The sequence below is a fragment of the Pedobacter sp. KBW01 genome, from assembly GCF_003852395.1.
In the GTDB taxonomy this organism is placed as follows: domain Bacteria; phylum Bacteroidota; class Bacteroidia; order Sphingobacteriales; family Sphingobacteriaceae; genus Pedobacter.
Window position 1 is genome coordinate 225,251 of sequence record NZ_QAJQ01000013.1, and the last position, 15,326, is coordinate 240,576.

The window sequence follows — 15,326 nt, forward strand, 5'->3', positions numbered from 1 at the left end:
AAATAACTGGACAGCCTCTTTTTTTGGGATTCGAATAACATCTGGTTGTTTCACCAATTTAAAAAGATTTACTGACTTAAGATGTTAGTGATTATCTGAAAAAAAACATTAACGAACTATTATGTAGCGTTTTAGTAGTGGCTTTCGTTTGTACGTAAAACCACCAAATCATGAAAAAAATTCTATTTAACAGCTTGCTATTGCTATTTACTGTAGCAATACTATCTCAATGCAAGAAAAATAACAGTGACGAATTTGAGGTAATACAAATTGCCAAACCAATCACTATTCAGGCCATGAGGGCATTACCTGTAGGCATTACCAAACCTGTACGGGCAAAAAAAACCGGAAAGATATACATCTACAAAGATCTGCTGTTTATTAATGAACCCAATAAAGGCATCCATATCTACAATAACGCTAATCCGGGTGCCCCTGTAAACATTGCTTTTTTACAAATACCGGGAAATGCAGATCTTGCAATTAACAATAATATTCTATATGCCGACAGCTATGTAGATTTACTTGCCTTTGATATTTCAGTGATTACCAATATCAAACAAGTAAAAAGATTAAACGATGTATTTAACCAATTTTATACTGCCGGCGCTCAAAAATATGTGGTAACCTATAAAGACACCGTAGTAAACAAGAGTACGCATTACAAATCAGATTTGATGTATGCCAATTCGAGTTATGGTGGTACTTCAGGTCAGGGCGGATCGATGGCAAGGTTTACCTTACTAAGCGATTATTTATATGCGGTAGGCAGTAACGAGCTGAATCTCTTTGATGTGAAAACAGCATCAAATCCAACTTTTCTAAAAAATATTAATTTAGGCTGGGGAGTAGAAACTATTTTCCCATACGAAAATAAGTTGTTTATAGGCACCAATAGGGGAATGCATATTTTTAGCGCTGCCGACCCCTCAAATCCTATAAAACTATCTACTTACAGCCATATTTTTGCTTGCGATCCTGTGGTTGTGCAAGGGCAATATGCCTACGTTACCCTACGTACGGGGAACATGTGCTGGCAAGCAAGCAATCAACTGGAAGTTGTTGATATTGAAGACCCGACAAAACCAAAACAGCTTGCGGTTTATCCGATGCAAAATCCACATGGTTTAAGCGTAAGTGCCAATAATTTATTTCTTTGCGAAGGCGCTTTTGGAATAAAGAGCTTTAATATCGCCGATAAAAATAAAATAGGGAACAACATGCTACAGCATTTAAGTAAAATTAAAAGCTTTGATGTTATTGCAGGCCCTAAATCATTAATTGTAACCGGTGAAGATGGCATTTATCAATTTGACTACAGCAATGCTGCAAATTTAAGGCAGCTGAGTTTGATTAGGGTACAAAGTTACTAACCAGATCCCGCTAATAGCTGCAGTACTTTTTAAGTGGTAAATTTTATTTTTTAATTGTAGTATTCTATTTTTACAGGCAATTCTCAGAATAAGATAAACTATTTCTATATTTAACACGTAAATACCATTCTATTCAAATAGAATGGTATTTTTGTTTTCAACATGAGCGACACTAACGAAAAAAGATCACTAACAAAAGCGATCGGAAAAAAAAGCACAACATTAGAGGCAGAAATGTCTTTTTTTGATCATCTCGATGTACTCCGCAAACACTTAATCAGAGCAGTAATTGCCATTGCCGTATTTACAGGTATCGCCTTTTATTTCAATGAAGAAATTTTAGACAAAATCATTTTTGGTCCAAAGAAACCAGACTTCTGGACCTACCGCATGATGTGTAAACTGGTAGAACACTTTCCATCACTTGGTAAGGATATGTGTATCACCAAAATCAATGGCGAAATTATCAATACCGAAATGGCAGGTCAGTTTAACCTGCAATTAAATGTTTGTGTAATGTGTGGTATTGTACTTGGTTTTCCATATTTACTATGGGAAATCTGGCGTTTTATTAAACCCGCATTGCATGAGAATGAACGTAAATCGGCCAGTGGTTTTGTATTCTTCGCTTCTGTTCTTTTTATCATTGGGATTATTTTCGGATATTTTATTATTTGCGCACTATCAATTAACTTTTTAACGGGTTATACTGTTAGTACTGAAATTAAAAATACTTTCACAATAGACTCATATGTTTCTTCGATCGCAACACTAACATTAGGAACCGGAATTATTTTTGAACTCCCAATTATTATTTTCATTCTATCGAAACTGGGTTTAATGACGCCTAAGCTGATGCGGGCGAGCAGAAGATATGCGACAGTTATTATTCTAATTATTGCTGCAATTGTAACGCCAACCCCCGATATATTGACGATGTTAACTGTAGCTGCTCCATTATTTCTACTGTATGAAGCCAGTATTTTTGTTTCGGCATATATCGAAAGAAAGAAGAAAAAAGCCGAAGCTGCTTTCTACGCTAACTAACAAAAACATTACGAACAGAATTCATAATTCTCTATAAATTTGACAATGTCTGATACAAAAATTAAAATTGCTATTGGCGCGGATCATGCCGGATTCGAATACAAAGAAATATTAAAAGATTTTTTACAGGATTACGAAGTAAAAGATTTTGGCCCTTATGCTGCAGATTCAGTTGATTACCCTGATTTTGCACATCCTGTTGCTTCGGCTGTTGAAAACGGGGAATTTACCTACGGTATTTTACTTTGCGGTTCGGCAAACGGTGTGGCTATAACAGCAAACAAACATCAGGGCATTAGAGCAGGTCTATGCTGGGAAAACGAAGTCGCATCACTGGTACGTCAGCACAATAACGCTAATGTACTTTGCATTCCGGCCCGTTTCGTTTCAGAAGATGAAGCAAAAAAAATTACCGAAACCTTTTTAACTACGGCATTTGAAGGCGGTCGCCACCAAAACCGGGTCGAAAAAATTTCGTGCTAACAAGAAACTCAACTAACTATTATCATAATGAACAAAAAGTTTTTAACCCTTGGTTTGGTTACGCTTGTTACAGCAAGTTGCTTTGGCCAGATCAAACCGCTCCCGGCCAATAAAGACGCGATTAAATTTAGCAAGGCCATTAACCCGGATAATGCCTATAAACACCTGTCTGTTTTGGCATCTGATGAATACGAAGGTCGCGAAACAGGAACCAAAGGTGCCTGGATGGCTGCAGATTATATCCGCGATTATTTTAAATCTATCGGACTAAAAGGCCCTGTTGACGGCAGCTATTTTCAGAAAATTAATCTGGTAAATGTTACCTTAAAAGAAAGCCATGTAACCGTTAATGGTCAACCGAAAGAATATCAGAAAGATTATATCGTTTCACCTAGTTTAATCAGCGATAACGGTTTCACTTTTTCTACCGATCAGATTGTATTTATCGGTTACGGGATCAAGAAAGATAACTACAACGACTTTGCCGGAACCGACATTAAAGGAAAGGTAGTAATGATGTTTAATGGTGGTGACCCTACGGTTAAACCAGGTACCAGAATTGACAGGGCAGCTTACCGCGCCATGTTAGATAGCAGGGCAAAATATTTTGCAGAGAATAATGTTAAAGCCATTATACTGATCGATCCAAGTGTTGATAGAATTACCGAAAATAGCAAGCAAGCCCAAAATAAAGGCAGGGTAATGGTGAAAACCAATGCTGCTATCGAGGCACAAAAGCAAAACGAAATTCCACGTATTTCAATCTCTGTGGCATTGGCAAACGACCTGTTAAAGGCAAGCAATACTACGGTAGCAGATTTACAAAAGAAAATTACGGAAAGCGTTGCGCCTGCTTCGCAAATAGTAAATGTTCCATTCTCTGCAAGTGCAGCCAAAAATGAAGCATCAGTTAGGTGCGAAAATGTTTTGGGTTACTTAGAAGGTTCTGATCCGGTACTTAAAAAAGAAGTATTGATTTTAACAGGCCACTATGATCACATTGGTTTAGAAACTGATCCAAACGCGAAAGATAAAGTAAACAACGGCGCCGATGATGATGGATCGGGTACTACAGGTGTTTTATTGATGGCAAAAGCCTTTACGGATGCAAAAAAAGCAGGCAAAGGTCCTAAACGCAGCATTTTATTTATGACAGTGGTCGGTGAGGAAAAAGGCCTTTGGGGTTCTGAATGGTACTCTGAGCACCCTGTTTTCCCTGTAGCCAATACCATTGCCGATTTAAATACCGATATGATTGGCCGTACAGGTGAAGAATATTTGGGCAAACCAGATTCTGCTAACTACATTTACTCAGTAGGCTCGAGAATGTTGAGCAGCGATTTGGCTAATTTAAGCGAGCAGGTAAATGCTACCTATACCAAAATGAAACTGGATTACAAATATGATGATCCAAAAGACCCTGAGCAAATTTATTACCGTTCAGACCACTACAACTTTGCCAAATTAGGTATTCCGATTATTTTCTATTATGATGGAATGTTACAACAGGATTACCACAAACCAGGCGATGAAGTAAGTAAAATCAACTTCCCGCTACTAGCAAAAAGAGCCAAGTTAACCTACTATACTGCATGGGAACTGGCTAACAGAGCTAAACGTCCGGTAGTAGACATGGATGGAAAAGGTAATCCGAAGAAATAATAATTCAAAAGACTAAGCCTCAACGAAATGTTGGGGCTTTTTTTGTGCACATTACTTTTGGTGCCTGTATAAATTCATATCTTTGGTTTTTAACGGAGTAGCTAAAAACTAAAAATAGCTATTCTTCGTTACCCCTGTAATAAAATTGCCATTGATGAAAACTGCCGAGGAATTTTTAGAGAAGTCTGATGAGAAAGCTTTCGATTTACCACATCGTAAAACCATAAATTACAATATTGGTAAATACAATGCAGCAGTTGAACGCGGCTTGTCAAAGTTCGAAAACCTCGAGGCGTCTAAAAAAAAGGCACACGTAGTAAAATGGCGGGTAATGGAAAATCTTGATAAGTTCCTGCCCGAGTTCGAATCGAACTTTCAGCGCCGAGGCGGTAAGGTTATATGGGCAAACGATGCGGCAGAAGCCCAGCAGGAAATCCTCAATATCATTAAAAGAAACAATGGCAAAACCGTCATCAAATCCAAATCGATGACGACGGAGGAAATCCACCTGAACGACTTTTTGGAGCAAAACAATATCGAATCGCTGGAAAGTGATCTTGGTGAATATATCGTTCAGTTATTGGGCCAGGCACCTTACCACATTGTTACCCCGGCCATGCACTTAAGTGCAACCGATATTGCGCAATTATTTCACGATAAATTTGGCACCCCTATCGATGCTACGCCACCACAACTGGTGCAAAAAGCTAGGGAGCTGCTCAGAGAAAAATATTTAAATGCTGATATTGGTATTAGCGGAGGAAATTTCCTGATTGCCGATACCGGAAGTATTGCCATCACCGAAAACGAAGGTAATGCGCGTTTAAGTACTACATTTCCTAAAATCCATATAGCCATTGTTGGTATCGAAAAGGTAATCCCTTCTATGGCCGATCTGGATTTGTTCTGGCCTTTACTGGCTTCGCACGGAACCGGGCAAAATTTAACGGTTTACAACAGCATTCTAAGCGGTCCCCGTCAGCCAAATGAAACGGATGGCCCCGAAGAAATGTATGTAATCTTGTTAGATAACGGCCGCACCAATTTACTGGCACAAAAAGATCAGCGGCAAGGCTTATACTGTATCCGTTGCGGGGCCTGCTTAAATGCCTGCCCGGTATATAAAAATATTGGTGGGCATACCTACAACACCACCTATAGCGGACCAATTGGTTCGGTTATTACGCCGCACTTAAAAGGCATGGAGGAGTTTAAGCATTTAAGCTATGCTTCCAGTCTCTGCGGAAAATGCTCGGAGGTTTGTCCGGTAAAAATCGATATCCATAAAATGCTGTTGCTAAACCGACGAGATGCAGCAGCCGGACACGAGAACGGCAAAAAGGAAGAAATGGGCTGGAGCATGTTCAACAAAATGATGCAAAAACGCAAGTGGATGGATTTCTTTGGTGGAAAGTTTAAAAATTTTATGCTCAAAACCTTCTTTAAAAAGAGTTGGGGCAAATACCGCGAAATGCCAAAAGTTGCAGATAAATCTTTCGCAAAACAGTTTGAGGAGATGAAAAAGAACCGGGAATCCTAGTCAGAAACCATTAGCCAAAACAACCAAATATGCATTTTAACCGAAGAGATAAAGACGACGAATTCTTACTGAATTTATATAAAAAGCTCCTTTATCCCCGGATGGTGGAGGATAAAATGCTCAAATTATTGCGCCAGGGACGCATAGGTAAATGGTTTTCAGGTATTGGGCAGGAAGCCATTGCAGTTGGCAGTACTTTGGCCATGCAGCACGAAGAATACATTTTGCCCATGCACCGCAATTTAGGGGTTTTTACTTCCCGTAATATTCCTTTAAAAAAGTTAATGGCCCAATGGCAGGGCAAGTTAACAGGCTTTACCAAAGGCCGCGACCGCTCCTTTCATTTCGGTACACAAAACTATAAAATTGTAGGGATGATTTCCCATTTAGGCCCACAAATGGCCTTGGCAGATGGCATTGCATTGGCCGACCTTCTGGCTAATAAACAGCATGCTACTTTAGTTTATACCGGCGAGGGTGCAACCAGTGAAGGCGATTTTCACGAAGCGTTAAATGTTGCTGCTGTTTGGGGACTTCCTGTTATCTTTTTGATTGAGAATAATGGCTATGGACTTTCTACGCCAAAATCAGAGCAATTTAGATGTAAAAACCTGGTTGATAAAGCCATTGGCTACGGCATTGAAGGGCGGCAAATTGACGGAAATAACATTCTTGAAGTGTACGATACCATTAACCAGCTGGCTATGGAGATCAGAAAAGATCCCAGACCTATTTTGGTAGAATGCATGACCTTCAGAATGCGTGGACACGAAGAAGCATCAGGAACCAAATATGTTCCGCAGGAGTTATTTGATCAATGGGAAAAGAAAGATCCACTGAGCAATTTTGAGGCTTATTTAATTGAGCAGGGGGTGTTAACATCTGCTTCGGTTATTGATATAAAAATTGAAGTAAAAAAGAACATTGAATTAGAAGTTGAATCAGCTTTTAATGAGCCCGAACCCATTGCCGATGCCCTTCAGGAAGAACAAGACATGTACTTCCCTTTTGAACAGGAAGTCGTTCAATCAGGCCAATCTTCAACCGAAAAAAGATATTTAGATGCCATTAGCGATGCGCTCGATTTAGCTATGGAAAAATACCCCAACCTGGTTCTAATGGGACAGGACATTGCCGAATATGGCGGGGCTTTTAAAATTACGGATGGTTTTACCGCCAAATATGGTAAAGCTAGGGTCCGCAATACTCCTATTTGCGAATCGGCTATTGTTGGAGCAGGTTTAGGCCTATCCATTAATGGTTATAAAGCTGTTGTAGAAATGCAGTTTGCTGATTTTGTAACTGTAGGTTTTAACCAAATTGTGAATAATCTGGCAAAAACACATTACCGCTGGGGAGAAAAAGCCGATGTGGTAGTACGCATGCCTACTGGCGCCGGAACAGGTGCAGGACCTTTTCATTCGCAAAGCAACGAGGCCTGGTTTACCAAAACACCCGGTCTAAAAATTGTTTACCCGGCATTCCCCGAAGATGCCAAGGGTTTGCTTTTGGCAGCAATTGCCGATCCTAATCCAGTGATCTATTTTGAACATAAATACCTGTACAGAAGTTTAAGCGCTCCGGTGCCCGATGGCTATTATACCACCGAAATTGGCAAAGCAGTTACTTTAAAAACTGGTAAGCAGCTCTCCATCATCACCTATGGTTTGGGTATACACTGGGCATTGGAGTATTTAAATGACCATCCTGAGCAAGAAGCAACCCTGATTGATTTACGTACGCTCCAACCCTGGGATAAGGAAACCGTCGAAGAGGCTGTTAAAGCTACAGGACGGGTATTGATTTTGCATGAAGATACACTGACTAATGGTTTTGGTGCTGAAATTTCGGCCTGGATTGGAGAGCATCTCTTCCACCACCTCGATGCACCTGTAATGCGTTGTGCAAGTTTAGATACTGCCATTCCAATGAGTAAGGTACTCGAAGATAATTTTTTAGCTAAAGCCAGATTAGCCGAAACGATTGATAAATTATTAAAATACTAACCTTTATCGTCAGGCTGAATTTATTTCAGCACCTCTAATTGAGCCCCTGAAATGAATTCAGGGTGACGAGGATTAAACATCAAATTGCAATGAGCACTTTCAAAGTCAGCGGAAACATAGTTAATATCACTAAGCGAAATATTTTCTTTGGCGAAATAGAGGTTGAAGCCGGAAAGATAAAATCTATTACTAAAATTTCGGAAGAACAGCCTGGCAGCCAGTTTATCACTCCTGGCTTTATCGATAGCCATGTGCACATCGAAAGCAGCATGTTAATTCCAAGTGAATTTGCCCGGCTAGCCGTTGTACATGGCACCGTAGCGACCATTAGCGATCCGCACGAGATTGCCAATGTATGTGGCATGGAAGGCGTAGAATTTATGATTGAAAATGGGAATACCGTGCCATTTAAATTCAATTTCGGTGCGCCAAGTTGTGTTCCTGCCACCGCTTTCGAAACGGCTGGTGCTGAGTTAAACCACGATGATGTTAAAGCACTTTTAGAACGTCCTGAAATTAAATACCTCAGCGAGATGATGAATTTTCCAGGAGTATTGTACAAAGATGAGGAAGTTTTAAAAAAGATTGCAGCTGCCCACCACTTGGGTAAACCGGTTGATGGACATGCTCCGGGTTTACGTGGCGATGCAGCTCAAAAATATATCGATGCAGGTATTTCTACCGACCACGAATGTTTTACCGCCGAGGAAGCACTGGATAAACTACAACGTGGCATGAAAATCCTGATTCGCGAAGGCAGTGCCGCTAAAAATTTTGAGGCACTAATCCATTTGCTTCACGATTGGTCGGAAATGATGATGTTTTGCAGCGATGATAAGCACCCTGATAGTTTAGTGGAAAACCACATCAACGAAATTTGTGCAAGAGCTGTAGCTAAAGGGATTGATGTTTTTAAAGTGCTCCGTGCAGCCTGTATTAACCCGATATTGCATTATAAACTGGATGTTGGTGCTTTACAGGTAAATGATGATGCAGATTTTATTGTAATTGAAGACCTGATCAGTTTCCAAGTTAAACAAACCTATGTAAATGGGCTTTTGCTGGCAGAAAATGGCAGAATGGTGGGTAATTGGATCAATCATGTTGCGAGCAAAGAATCGATTAACCATTTTGATTGCAGCCCGAAAAAAGAAGCAGATTTTATTTTACCATACAAAAATCAGCTCGAAATTCCGGTTATTGAAGCTTTAGACGGTCAGTTGATCACCAATAAGTTACTTGTTACACCAAAGGTAGAAAACGGAGACATAGTGAGTGATGTAGCCAATGATGTATTAAAAATGGTAGTGGTTAACCGTTACCACGATGCGCCCATCGCCATTTCCTTTGTTAAAAATTTTGGTTTAAAACAGGGGGCAATTGCATCAAGTGTTGCGCACGACAGCCATAATATTATTGCCTTGGGTGTTGATGATAAAAGTATTTGTGAGGCGGTAAACCTGGTGATTAAGGAAACCGGTGGCGTTGTAGCCCTAGGTAATGGAAAAGAAGAAGTGCTGCCCCTACCAGTTGCTGGTTTAATGAGTAACCACAATGGTTATGAGGTTGCCACATGTTATACTGCTATCGATCAATTTGCTAAAGATTTGGGATCAACCCTCCTCGCTCCATTTATGACACTTTCCTTCATGGCACTTTTGGTTATACCACACCTGAAACTAAGCGATAAAGGTTTATTTGATGGGGATGAGTTTAAGTTGGTGTAAAATCATTTCGTATTTTATGAAATTAGATTTTATTGAAAACCTAAGCGATAGTGGGAAATTTAAGCAAGTAGTATCAGAAAATATAGTTAGATTATATGATTTTGACGAAACTCAAACAGCAAAGTTGATTAATCTAATCAAAGTGCTTGTTACTAACGGCCTTGATATTGAAATAACAAAATATGTTAAATCCGTAAATTGTAAATTAATATTAAAACTTTCCTCAATTGACAATGGGGTCCTAAAAACATCAGAAGCATCAACATTTATTTGCGAATTAACTACAGCATCATACCTAGAAGCAATTGATCTTATGATAAATGTTTCAACTGGATACAATTGGTTATGTAAAACTTCAAAAGATAATATTGATTTTCTATATTCTGCTGATGGAAATTGGTAGGATTAATTTTTTAATCTAATAAAAACACCTCCGCTAGTGGATTAAACAGGTAAACGCGTTTATCATCTAAACACACACAGCGGTAACGTTTTCTGATGCGCTCGCCTTTGGTAAAACGGCGGCCATCTTTAATTTTGAAATTTGCATTAGCAGGTAATTGCTCTACATGCAAGATACCTGTTGTATCAGCATCGTATTTTTTTAGTGCACGCGATAAATGTAAATCTGAACAGCTCGAGGCCGCAGGGTTCGACATGTAATTATCTATCGCTTTATGGATATCATCCGGAAAAATATTCATGTCAAAAAAGGGGACCATCATGCGCTGGAAGTTTTTCTTCCATTCGGTACCATGCGGTTTTACCTTATTCTTAAAGTCGTTCCAGGTTAACAAATGGGCAAATTCGTGTACGGTAGTAACCAGGAAAGCATAATGGTTCAGGTTAAAATTTACAGAAATACGGTGGCCTTTATCACGGAAAGGATGGCGGTAGTCGCCCAGTTTGGTAGAACGGGTTTTGGCGATCTTAAATTCGCACTGAAAATAATCAATCCACTTGGCAATTAGCGGTGCTGCCTCTGCAGGCATATATTGCGCTAAAACTTTTACCTTTTCCACAGATGCTAAGATAAATATTTTTAAGCTTTAACCACTAAAGCCTCAAAGTTTTACAATGAAAAAACAGAATGATTATAGTTTTTAAACACAGAGAACATTGAGTTTACACAGAGAAAACAGAGTAGTTTTTGTGATATTCGCCCGGACCAAGAGCGGTATGAACATCCATCGCCAACCCAATAATGGTTCTTGTTAATAAATCTTCTTTCATGAAGCTCTTTGTGCTCTGTATTTTAGCTCTGTTTTCACTGTGGTAAAAATCTTGTGCAATTTGCGGTAAAAGCATGTTATTCTTCCGTTGGAAACAACGATGCCAACACCATTTTTATCTCGCCGAAAGAATAATCCTTACCCAAAAACTCTCTTATAGTGACCATCGATTTTGTTTTCTGGCTGTCAACTGCATCGGTAATATTTCTGATTTTATTGGGTTTAACCAGTTTCGCTACATCCAATTGTTGGGTAGAAACATAGTAAGCCAAATGGCCCTCAATGGTCCCCAAAGATAAACCTCGTTCCCTCGCAATTTCAGCTAAGTTTTTGCCTTCATTGTACAATTCAAAACTTAAAAGTTTAGTATCGGGTTTCGGCTCTTTCTTTTTCTTCTCAGCAGCAGACCTCACTTTTAGTGCCGTTCCTTTAAGGGTAATCGCCTTCTTTAACTGAGCCTCTCTTTCAACTGTATTCAAAAGGGCCTCGGTATCAGCCTTGCTGAATTCTTTTCCATCAATAATGGCCTCAAGCAGGGCTTTACTTTTATGTATTTTTTTCAGCTGTTCGTAAATCACAATTTCCAGCTCAAGCAGTTCGGTTAAATAAGTTTTAATCTGTTTTTCTTCCTTTATGACTTCAATCTGGATTAAGAATTTATCTGATACCTCTTTAATTAAAGGACTAAAATACTTCACCGCAGCCTGAACCCTTTTCGATACATTAAACAAAGTATGCTCGGTTTGCTGGGCAAAAAGGTTTTTAAGCTGGTGGATAAAAGTATCGGCTGTTGCCGTAATTTTCTGAAAATCCTTGTATAAATCCATCGTCCAATCATCGTAGCGCTGCTTGGTTGATTTGGCTTCGCTCTTATCAAAAGTTTGCATATGCTCTTTAAAATAATAGCGTACTATATTCAGATCGAAAGCCGATAACAAATAAGTTCTGATAAAATCGTGGCTCTCGGCACTAATCTGCTGATCTAGCACTTCTGCCGGCTGTTTGGTTTTAGAAAAATAATGGATGTTTTGGTCTTGTTGTAAACCACTATCGCGCAAATGCGAAGTTAATACCAATCCTTTGAGTGAGCGCAGGCGCGAAAGTGCAACATAAGCCTGTCCGGGAGCAAAAGCATCACCGATATCGATAATCGCTTTATCAAATGTTAAACCCTGACTTTTATGCACCGTAATAGCCCAGGCCAGTTTTATTGGATATTGAACAAAAGAACCCGCTACATTTTCTTCAATTTCGTTGGTGGCCTCGTTAAGTTTGTATTTTACATTCTCCCAGGTGTAAGGCGAAATCTGGATGACCGTTTTATCCTCAGGTAGTTCTATTTCTACCACACCTTTTTCGATATGGTGCACAACGCCTATTTTACCATTGTAATAGCGTTTTTCGGCAGTCATGTCGTTTTTAATAAACATAATCTGTGCACCAACCTTAAGCTCCAGACTTTTATCATTCGGATAAGCATGCTCGCTAAACTCACCGCTAACCTTAGCATCAAAAAAGTACGATTTGCTGGTCAGCTGTGTTAAGCGTTCACGGTTTATCGCATCAGCTTTATTGTTGTGTGTGGTTAAGGTAATGTAATTCTCATCTGCGGCAGGTTTAAAATCGCGGATAAAATGTTGTTGCAGTAATATAGTATCCTGAGCGGTAATCTGATTATTGCGCAGGTTATTTAGCAAATCAATAAAAACCGAATCATCCTGGCGGTAAATTTTATCAAGTTCAATATATACCGGTGGATTATTTTGCAGCGCCAGTGCATCAAAGAAATAAATACTCTTATAAAAGCCGGCCATTACCCGCCATTCATCGTTTTTAACTACGGGAGGCAACTGGTGCAAATCGCCGATAAATAATAACTGTACTCCACCAAAAGGCACATTTTTATTCCTGCGGATATAGCGTAACGAAAAATCAATAGCATCCAGCATATCGGCCCGCAACATACTTACCTCATCAATCACCAATAGCTCGAGTTCCTGAATCATCCGCCTTTTATTTCCCTGCATATTTAAATGCTTAACCATAGTACGTGGTGTATTAAAGTTAAAGGTGATGTTCTGATTGATGATATTTCCTGCAGCATCGGGAAAAAAAGCACCAAAAGGTAGCTGAAAAAGTGAATGGATGGTAACACCTGCTGCATTAATGGCCGCAATACCTGTGGGCGCACAAATCATCGCTTTTTTATGCGTAAGCTGAATTAATTTCCGCAAAAAAGTAGTTTTACCCGTTCCTGCTTTCCCTGTCAAGAAAACATGTTTTGAGGTGTAATTCACAAATTTAGCCGCAATTTCAGCGGGCATAGAACTTTCTTCTAATGTAGGCATCAGCAATAAAATTTTAGTTTGCTAAAACAGGGAGGATAAATAAAGCTAAACATTTTAGCACAAAAATAGACATGATTTATAGAATTTCAGGATTATTTTGTTTTTTATCTGAATCTATCGCCTTGGGTTTAAACCCACCTCTCGAAATCGCCCAGGGCTTAACCCCAGGCGATAGCAATTATAACTTTCGCGCAATTAAACAATTAGCCAGTTTTTCGTATCTTTGCAGCCTCATGGAGCAAAAATCTAAAATTCTTCTTTTAGCAAGATTTCTTTAACGCTTCCACCTATCTTATAATTTCCTATTTATTATGCTTAACCCTGAAATAGAAAAACGTAAAACCTTTGCCATTATTAGCCACCCCGATGCGGGTAAAACCACACTTACAGAAAAATTTCTGCTGTTTGGAGGTGCCATCAACACGGCTGGTGCGGTAAAAAGAAACAAGGCCAACCAAAGCAATACTTCCGATTTTATGGAGATTGAAAAACAACGTGGTATTTCTGTTGCTACCTCGGTAATGGGTTTCGAATACAGCGGTAAACGCATTAATATCCTGGATACACCTGGTCACAAAGATTTCGCCGAAGATACTTACCGTACATTATCGGCGGTAGATAGTGTAATTTTGGTAGTCGACTGTGTAAAGGGTGTGGAGGAACAAACCGAAAAACTCATGTCGGTTTGCCGCATGCGGAACACCCCTGTTATTATCTTCATTAACAAAATGGACAGAGAAGGTAAAGAAGCTTACGATTTACTGGATGAGATTGAAGAAAAACTGAATATCAGTTTATGCCCACTTTCTTGGCCAATTGGACAAGGACATACCTTTAAGGGAGTGTATAGTATTTATAACAAGCACTTAAATTTATTCAATTCTGATAAAACCAAGGTTACCGACTCGGTAGTTGCCGCAAACGATTTAAATGATCCTTCGCTTTTAGATTATCTGAAAGATTCGGAAATTAAGTCTTTAAAAGACGATGTAGAACTGGTTGACGGGATTTATGGCAAGGTTGATAAAGATTTATATACCGAAGGATTACTGGCCCCCGTGTTTTTTGGAAGTGCCATCAACAACTTTGGTATTAAAGAGCTTTTAGATACTTTTATTGATATTGCGCCAAGCCCGAAACACCGAGAGGCCGAGGAGCGTGATGTGTTGGTAGAAGAGAAAAATTTTAGTGGTTTTGTATTTAAAATCCACGCCAACTTAGACCCTAAACACCGCGATAGGATTGCTTTTTTAAGGATCTGTTCTGGTAAATTTGAACGCAACAAATTTTATTACCATACCCGCCAGGATAAAAAACTGAAATTCTCTAACCCGATGGATTTCATGGCCAATGAGAAAAGTATTGTTGAAGAAGCCTGGCCAGGTGATGTGGTTGGTTTGTACGATAGTGGTAACTTCAAAATTGGTGATACTTTAACCGAAGGTGAAAAACTACAGTTTAAAGGGATTCCGAGCTTCTCACCTTCTATTTTTAAAGAAGTAGAAAACATGGACCCCATGCGCACCAAACAACTGGAAAAAGGAATTGAACAGTTAACTGATGAGGGTGTGGCACAATTATTTGTAATGCAGCCAGGAAACCGCAAAGTAATCGGTGCTGTGGGCGAACTTCAGTTTGAGGTAATTAATTTCCGTTTAGAGCACGAGTATGGTGCAAAATGTCGTTTCCGTACGCTAAGTTATACCCGTTCGAGCTGGGTAACTTCAGAAGATAAAAAGAAACTGGATGAGTTTGTAAAACGCAAGCAGCAACACATCGGTTTTGATAAAGAGGCTAACCCGGTTTATCTGGCAGATAGCGAGTACATGATTAACTTAACCAAACAAGATTATGCTGATATCGATTTCCATAAAACAAGCGAGTTTAAAAGCTAGTCGGGAGTCCAAA

General features: G+C 39.4%; 12 protein-coding genes. 9 read left to right on the top strand and 3 right to left on the bottom strand.

What is annotated here, in order from left to right:
- Positions 1-170 precede the first annotated feature (170 nt).
- The 8 genes from DBR40_RS15265 to DBR40_RS15300 all read left to right on the top strand — a co-directional run bounded on the left by DBR40_RS15265 (position 171) and on the right by DBR40_RS15300 (position 10,241).
- The gene (locus tag DBR40_RS15265) at positions 171-1,373 is read left to right on the top strand and encodes an LVIVD repeat-containing protein (RefSeq protein ID WP_124560614.1); all 1,203 of its coding nucleotides are present in this window, start codon (positions 171-173) and stop codon (positions 1,371-1,373) included.
- 162 nt (positions 1,374-1,535) lie between these two features.
- Positions 1,536-2,420, top strand: a complete 885-nt coding sequence (gene tatC, locus DBR40_RS15270; RefSeq protein ID WP_124560615.1) for a twin-arginine translocase subunit TatC — start codon at positions 1,536-1,538, stop codon at positions 2,418-2,420.
- Between the two features lie 45 nt (positions 2,421-2,465).
- The gene (gene rpiB / locus DBR40_RS15275) at positions 2,466-2,903 is read left to right on the top strand and encodes a ribose 5-phosphate isomerase B (RefSeq protein WP_124560616.1); all 438 of its coding nucleotides are present in this window, start codon (positions 2,466-2,468) and stop codon (positions 2,901-2,903) included.
- Positions 2,904-2,930: 27 nt separating this feature from the next.
- The gene (locus DBR40_RS15280; RefSeq protein WP_124560617.1) at positions 2,931-4,565 is read left to right on the top strand and encodes a M28 family peptidase; all 1,635 of its coding nucleotides are present in this window, start codon (positions 2,931-2,933) and stop codon (positions 4,563-4,565) included.
- A 151-nt stretch (positions 4,566-4,716) separates the two neighbouring features.
- Positions 4,717-6,105 carry a LutB/LldF family L-lactate oxidation iron-sulfur protein gene (locus tag DBR40_RS15285; protein WP_124560618.1) on the top strand — a complete coding sequence of 463 codons (1,389 nt, stop codon included), beginning with the start codon at positions 4,717-4,719 and terminating at the stop codon, positions 6,103-6,105.
- Positions 6,106-6,134: 29 nt separating this feature from the next.
- Positions 6,135-8,111: a thiamine pyrophosphate-dependent enzyme gene (locus DBR40_RS15290; protein WP_124560619.1), complete on the top strand. Its 1,977-nt coding sequence runs from the start codon at positions 6,135-6,137 to the stop codon at positions 8,109-8,111.
- Positions 8,112-8,200: 89 nt separating this feature from the next.
- The gene (gene ade, locus DBR40_RS15295) at positions 8,201-9,838 is read left to right on the top strand and encodes an adenine deaminase (protein WP_124560620.1); all 1,638 of its coding nucleotides are present in this window, start codon (positions 8,201-8,203) and stop codon (positions 9,836-9,838) included.
- Between the two features lie 16 nt (positions 9,839-9,854).
- The gene (locus tag DBR40_RS15300) at positions 9,855-10,241 is read left to right on the top strand and encodes a hypothetical protein (protein ID WP_124560621.1); all 387 of its coding nucleotides are present in this window, start codon (positions 9,855-9,857) and stop codon (positions 10,239-10,241) included.
- Between the two features lie 10 nt (positions 10,242-10,251).
- Here DBR40_RS15300 and DBR40_RS15305 read toward each other — a convergent pair whose 3' ends face one another.
- The 3 genes from DBR40_RS15305 to DBR40_RS15315 form a co-directional block, all read right to left on the bottom strand.
- Positions 10,252-10,860 (bottom strand): SprT-like domain-containing protein, encoded by a 609-nt coding sequence (locus DBR40_RS15305; RefSeq protein WP_199748356.1) that lies wholly within the window; start codon positions 10,858-10,860, stop codon positions 10,252-10,254.
- A gap of 103 nt (positions 10,861-10,963) precedes the next feature.
- A complete protein-coding gene (locus DBR40_RS15310) occupies positions 10,964-11,146 on the bottom strand; it encodes a hypothetical protein (RefSeq protein ID WP_124560622.1) in 183 nt (60 codons plus the stop codon).
- Position 11,147: 1 nt separating this feature from the next.
- Positions 11,148-13,418: a helix-turn-helix domain-containing protein gene (locus tag DBR40_RS15315; RefSeq protein ID WP_124560623.1), complete on the bottom strand. Its 2,271-nt coding sequence runs from the start codon at positions 13,416-13,418 to the stop codon at positions 11,148-11,150.
- Between the two features lie 311 nt (positions 13,419-13,729).
- On the opposite strand from DBR40_RS15315, the gene DBR40_RS15320 reads away from it, so the two are divergent.
- Positions 13,730-15,313 carry a peptide chain release factor 3 gene (locus tag DBR40_RS15320; RefSeq protein ID WP_124560624.1) on the top strand — a complete coding sequence of 528 codons (1,584 nt, stop codon included), beginning with the start codon at positions 13,730-13,732 and terminating at the stop codon, positions 15,311-15,313.
- Positions 15,314-15,326: the final 13 nt, after the last annotated feature.

Coding starts and splice junctions, on each gene's coding strand:
- DBR40_RS15310 (WP_124560622.1), bottom strand. CDS start 11,146: ATGCTTTTACCGCAAATTGCACAAGATTTTTACCACAGTGAAAACAGA.
- DBR40_RS15300 (WP_124560621.1), top strand. CDS start 9,855: ATGAAATTAGATTTTATTGAAAACCTAAGCGATAGTGGGAAATTTAAG.
- ade (WP_124560620.1), top strand. CDS start 8,201: ATGAGCACTTTCAAAGTCAGCGGAAACATAGTTAATATCACTAAGCGA.
- DBR40_RS15320 (WP_124560624.1), top strand. CDS start 13,730: ATGCTTAACCCTGAAATAGAAAAACGTAAAACCTTTGCCATTATTAGC.
- DBR40_RS15265 (WP_124560614.1), top strand. CDS start 171: ATGAAAAAAATTCTATTTAACAGCTTGCTATTGCTATTTACTGTAGCA.
- tatC (WP_124560615.1), top strand. CDS start 1,536: ATGAGCGACACTAACGAAAAAAGATCACTAACAAAAGCGATCGGAAAA.
- rpiB (WP_124560616.1), top strand. CDS start 2,466: ATGTCTGATACAAAAATTAAAATTGCTATTGGCGCGGATCATGCCGGA.
- DBR40_RS15280 (WP_124560617.1), top strand. CDS start 2,931: ATGAACAAAAAGTTTTTAACCCTTGGTTTGGTTACGCTTGTTACAGCA.
- DBR40_RS15315 (WP_124560623.1), bottom strand. CDS start 13,418: ATGCCTACATTAGAAGAAAGTTCTATGCCCGCTGAAATTGCGGCTAAA.
- DBR40_RS15290 (WP_124560619.1), top strand. CDS start 6,135: ATGCATTTTAACCGAAGAGATAAAGACGACGAATTCTTACTGAATTTA.